This is a genomic window from Nocardia sp. CC201C (assembly GCF_030010695.1).
GTDB lineage: Bacteria > Actinomycetota > Actinomycetes > Mycobacteriales > Mycobacteriaceae > Nocardia > Nocardia otitidiscaviarum.
Map to the genome: position 1 here is coordinate 1 of NZ_JASCXP010000491.1, position 4,886 is coordinate 4,886.

Here is a 4,886-nt window from a genome sequence, read left to right on the forward strand (position 1 = left end):
GCCAGCGGTCGGGTTACCGAGCGCGGCGTTACCGGCGGCCGGGGGCAGGGGTGCACCCGCCAGGCGGCGTTCGATGCGTTCCAGGCGTTGCAGGGCCGCGGATTCGGTGTCGGTGGCCGAGGGCAGCAGCATGCGGGCCGCGATGACCTCGAGCAGCAGGCGGGGGGCGGTCGCGCCGCGCATCTCGCCGAGACCCTCGTGCAGGAGTTCGGCGTAGCGGGTGAGGGTGGCGGGACCGATGGCGTCGGCCTGGGCGCGCATGCGGTCGAGGACGTCGCCGGGGCCGGAGACCAGGCCGCGGTCGGTGGCGTCGGGGACGGCGCGCAGCAGGATCAGGTCGCGCAGGCGCTCGAGCAGGTCGGTGGCGAAGCGGCGGGGGTCGTGGCCGGATTCGACCACGCGGTCGATGACACCGAACAGGGCGGCGCCGTCATCGGTCGCGAGCGCCTCGACGGCGTCGTCGATGAGGGCGATATCGGTGACGCCGAGCAGCGACACCGCGCGCGGATAGGTGACCCCCTCGGATCCGGCGCCGGCCAGCAGCTGGTCCAGCACGCTGAGGCTGTCGCGCGGCGAACCGCCGCCCGCGCGAATCACCAACGGGTACACCGATTCCTCGACCTGCACCCCTTCCTGATCGCAGATGCGGCCGAGCAGTCCGCGCATGGTGGCGGGCGGCAGCAGCCGGAAGGGGTAGTGGTGGGTGCGCGACCGGATGGTGGGCAGCACCTTGTCCGGTTCGGTGGTGGCGAAGACGAAGATGAGGTGGGCGGGCGGCTCCTCCACGATCTTCAGCAGCGCGTTGAAGCCCGCGGTGGTCACCATGTGCGCCTCGTCGACGATGAAGACGCGGTAGCGGGATTCGGCGGGCGCGTAGAAGGCGCGGTCGCGCAGTTCGCGGGTGTCGTCGACGCCGCCGTGGCTCGCGGCGTCGAGTTCGATGACATCGAGGTTGCCCGGTCCGCCCGGGGCGAGCGCCACACACGACGCGCACACTCCGCACGGTGTGGACGTCGGCCCCTCCACACAGTTCAGCGAGCGCGCGAGGATGCGCGCCGATGAGGTCTTGCCACATCCGCGCGGTCCCGAGAACAGGTACGCATGACTGATGCGACCGGTGTCGAGCGCCGTACTCAGGGGATCGGTGACGTGCTCCTGCCCCACGACTTCAGCGAACGTTGCCGGTCGGTACTTCCGGTAGAGAGCCACGGCAGAGAGGCTACCGGCGGACACCGACAGCGCATGCGCCGATGTCCCGACCCGGTTCGGCGCGTCCGATTCGACCGAAAATCCGCCTCGCTTCCCGTTCGCCACCCACCCGCAAACGTGATGTGAATCACGTAGGAACCGAGCGCCCCGTTCGCCGACGTCACGCAGTCCCCCGGTGCGAGAAGAATGCACAGCAAATTCTCAGCGTAGTTCGGGAACGGAATTTGCCGGATACCGCTGTAGTGCATGATCGCTGTCTACAGACCTGCGCCCGGTTTCAACTCCGCATTACGGACATAACGATACCGTCAACGGATGCGGCAAGATCGCAATTGCTTGGCTACCGTGGACATCGGCAACTTCGGTAGCCAAACCTTCATCAGGTTGGTGTCCCCGGCCGGTCCCTCATCCCGACCGGGGCGCAACCAAATCTCTCGGAGGAAACGCCCAACGTGCCGTCGCATGACGACATCGCAGCCGCCTGGCTTTCCGGTACCGAATTCGCCGGCAATCGAACCGCGGCGGATCTGCTGAGCCGAGCCATCAGCCCGCGCGAGTTCGATCTGCACCGCGAATCGCTGCCGGTCACGGCAGCCGCCGACCCCGCCACCGCCGGTGCGATCCTCGAACTCCTGCATCGCGGCCAGGTACCCACCCTGCCCGCCATCCGCACCCTGATCACCCAGAACGACATGCGCCGCGAGGCCGAGCGCATCGAGCGTCTGGGCCGCCGCGCACAGCGCGGCATCGACGATTTCGGCCGGGTGATCGCCACCCTCACCGACGAATACTGGACGCTGAACGGAAACGGTCCGACCCGTCGCGACATTCTGCTGTCGGAACCCGTTGTGGCACTTATTCGCGAGCACGTCGGCGATATTCCGCCGACCGCTGTGAAACACCTGTGGCTCATCGAGCGCGCCCAACGCGCGGGCTGGATCGCCTACAACGATTCTCCGCGCTCCCTGTGCGCCGGACGGCGTTTCCATTCGGCGAAATACGGAAATCGGGTGTCGCTGCGACCGGTGAACGCGATCGGCACCCTGGTGGCCGCATATCTGCGCGATCAGTTCGCCGAACACGATCGCCCGCCGCGCTGGTCGGTGCTGGCCCATGAGCTGCGCGACGATCGCGGGCGGCGGGTATTCAACGACACCGCCGACGCCCGCGCCCAGCAGCAGTGGATGACCACCGCGGAATGGATGGTGCTGCGTGACGACGGTCTCCCCCTGCCCGGACCGCGCGGCCTGCGCGCGCTGAACAAGAAATCGCGACGTCCAGCCCGGGAAAAGCCGCGCTCCGACGCGCGTGTGAGCATTTCGTAACATCGCGTGCACAATCCGTAACACACGAACGCTCTTCGTAACAACGCGGAAACGTGAGGTTTCGGTAACTTCCCTGAAACGCGAAACGCGTGGAAGGAGTTACCCCGTGCCCACAATCGATGCCGCCGCCACCTCGTGGTTGCTGGCCAGCACCGCGCTGGTGCTGCTCATGACACCCGGCCTGGCGATCTTCTACGGCGGCATGGTGCGCTCCAGCGGCGTGCTCAACATGCTGATGATGAGCTTCATCTCCATTCCGCTGGTCACCGTGGTGTGGTTGCTGGTCGGCTACACGCTGGCCTTCGGTCCGGACGCGGGTGGGGGATTCATCGGCGGATTCGATCATTTCGCCCTCTCCGGATTCGATCCGGGCACGGTGCGGGTGACCGATACCGAGGCCAACAGCGGTATTCCGGATCTGCTGTTCGTCACCTTCCAGCTGACCTTCGCGATTCTCACCGTGGCACTGGTCAGCGGCGCCATCGCCGACCGCGCGAAATTCTCCGCGTGGATGATCTTCGTGCCGATCTGGGCGACGCTGGTGTACGCGCCGATCGCGCACTGGGTGTGGAATTCCGAGGGCTGGCTCGCCGAATTCGGCGCACTCGACTACGCGGGCGGCCTGGTGGTCGAGATCGCCTCCGGCGCTTCGGCGCTCGCGCTGGCACTGGTGCTGGGGCCGCGCGTCGGTTTCAAGATGGACGCCATGCGCCCGCACAATCTGCCGTTCGTGCTGCTGGGCGCGGGCCTGCTGTGGTTCGGATGGTTCGGCTTCAATGCCGGTTCGGCGCTGGCGGCCGACGGCACCGCGGCCGCGGTCTTCCTGAACACGTTGGTGGCGGGCTGCCTCGGCATGCTGGGCTGGCTGGCCGTGGAGCAGGTGCGCGACGGTCGGCCGACCACCTTCGGCGCGGCGTCGGGAGTGGTGGCCGGTCTGGTGGCTATCACGCCGTCCTGCGGCTTCGTGAACACCCTGGGCGCGATGATCGTCGGTCTGGCCGCGGGTGTGGTGTGCGCGTTCGCGGTGGGCTGGAAGTTCAAGGCCAACTACGACGACTCGCTCGATGTGGTGGGCGTGCACTTCGTCGGCGGCGTGGTGGGCACCATGCTGATCGGCCTGCTCGCCACCGAGGTGATGACCGGCGAGGGCGGCGCGGCGGGCCTGTTCCACGGCGGCGGGCTCACCCAGCTCGGCAAGCAGGCGGTGGGCGTCCTGGCCGTGGCCGCCTGGGCTTTCGGCATCTCGTTCCTGATCGGCAAGGTGATCGACGCGACGATCGGCTTCCGCGTTTCCCACGAGGACGAGGTGGGCGGCATCGACTTCGCCCTGCACGCCGAGACCGCCTACGCCGAAGGGGTGCACGGACATTCACCGCGGCGCATCGGTGAGGGGCCGCTCGGGCACTGAGCCCGAGGGGACGCGATGCACGACTCGGGCCCGTCGCCGCGCGACGGGCTCGAGTTCTTTCCGGTGCACCGCGCTTTCGGTGCACCGCGCGTGCCGGTTCTAGTTCACCGCGCTCGCCGGGGCGGTGAAGGTATTGCACGCGAAGGTGCGGTTCTCGTCGAGACCCACCTCGAACCAGGCGCCGCCGTTCTGCGTGGTGCCGTGGTCACGCATATCCCCCGGTGCGTCACCGCGATGGTAGGCGTCGTTGCGCGCGACGCCGATCTGCGCCGAGGTGAGCGCCCCGCCGCCCCGGGAGGAAGACAGGTACATGCCGTCGAAACAGTTGGCCTGCAACTCGGTTCGGCGCGACAGCTCGAGCCCGGTGTCGGAGCGGACGCCCGCCTCGCGCCGCTGCGCGTGCACCTTGCCGAGAATTCCGGCCTGCGCCTGCACGTGATGGCCGTACTCGTGGGCGAACACCGACAGGTAGACCACCCAGTTGTTCTTGAAGACATCGGTCTGCAACTGGCTGATCGGCATGTAGATGGTCTTGTCGGCGGAGCAGTAGAAGGCGGCGAAATTGCTGCTGTTGCCGGTGCACAGCGTGGTGATGCCGGTGGTGGACGCGGTCACCGTGACCTCGGGCGCTTCGAAGGACAGACCCACCTCGGCGAATACCGCGCGCCAGCCCGCTTCCAGACAGGTGGCGGCGGAGTCGAAGAAGGCGCGGGCCTGCTCCACCTGGGTGCTCCACGGCGCGTAATCGCAGTCCGCCGGAACGAGAGTGGCGTCGGTATCGGTGAGCAGCGGATTGCCCGCCGTCTCGGCGACGCCGAGCGCTCCGATATCCGGGCCGTAACCGGTGTCCACCGAGTCGCCCGCTCCGAGCTTGTCCACCCCGGCACTCAGGGCGGTGCGCAACAGCACACCGGTCACCACCACGATGACGATCAACAGCACTG

The 4,886-nt window shown here is 67.8% G+C and carries 4 protein-coding genes; 2 read left to right on the plus strand and 2 right to left on the minus strand.

Translation table 11 applies throughout. The features are described 5' to 3' along the window. Nucleotides 1-1,209 (minus strand): DNA polymerase III subunit gamma and tau (locus tag QK444_RS32485; protein ID WP_282785885.1); only part of this gene is annotated, 1,209 nt, incomplete at its 3' end. A 452-nt stretch (nucleotides 1,210-1,661) separates the two neighbouring features. Here QK444_RS32485 and QK444_RS32490 point away from each other — a divergent pair. Together QK444_RS32490 and QK444_RS32495 are read left to right on the plus strand one after the other, a co-directional pair. Next, a complete protein-coding gene (locus QK444_RS32490) occupies nucleotides 1,662-2,534 on the plus strand; it encodes a hypothetical protein (RefSeq protein ID WP_282785886.1) in 873 nt (290 codons plus the stop codon). Between the two features lie 106 nt (nucleotides 2,535-2,640). Further along, nucleotides 2,641-3,942 carry an ammonium transporter gene (locus QK444_RS32495; protein ID WP_282785887.1) on the plus strand — a complete coding sequence of 434 codons (1,302 nt, stop codon included), beginning with the start codon at nucleotides 2,641-2,643 and terminating at the stop codon, nucleotides 3,940-3,942. A 99-nt stretch (nucleotides 3,943-4,041) separates the two neighbouring features. Here QK444_RS32495 and QK444_RS32500 read toward each other — a convergent pair whose 3' ends face one another. Then, nucleotides 4,042-4,884 (minus strand): neutral zinc metallopeptidase, encoded by an 843-nt coding sequence (locus QK444_RS32500; protein WP_282785888.1) that lies wholly within the window; start codon nucleotides 4,882-4,884, stop codon nucleotides 4,042-4,044. Between the last annotated feature and the right edge of the window lie 2 nt (nucleotides 4,885-4,886).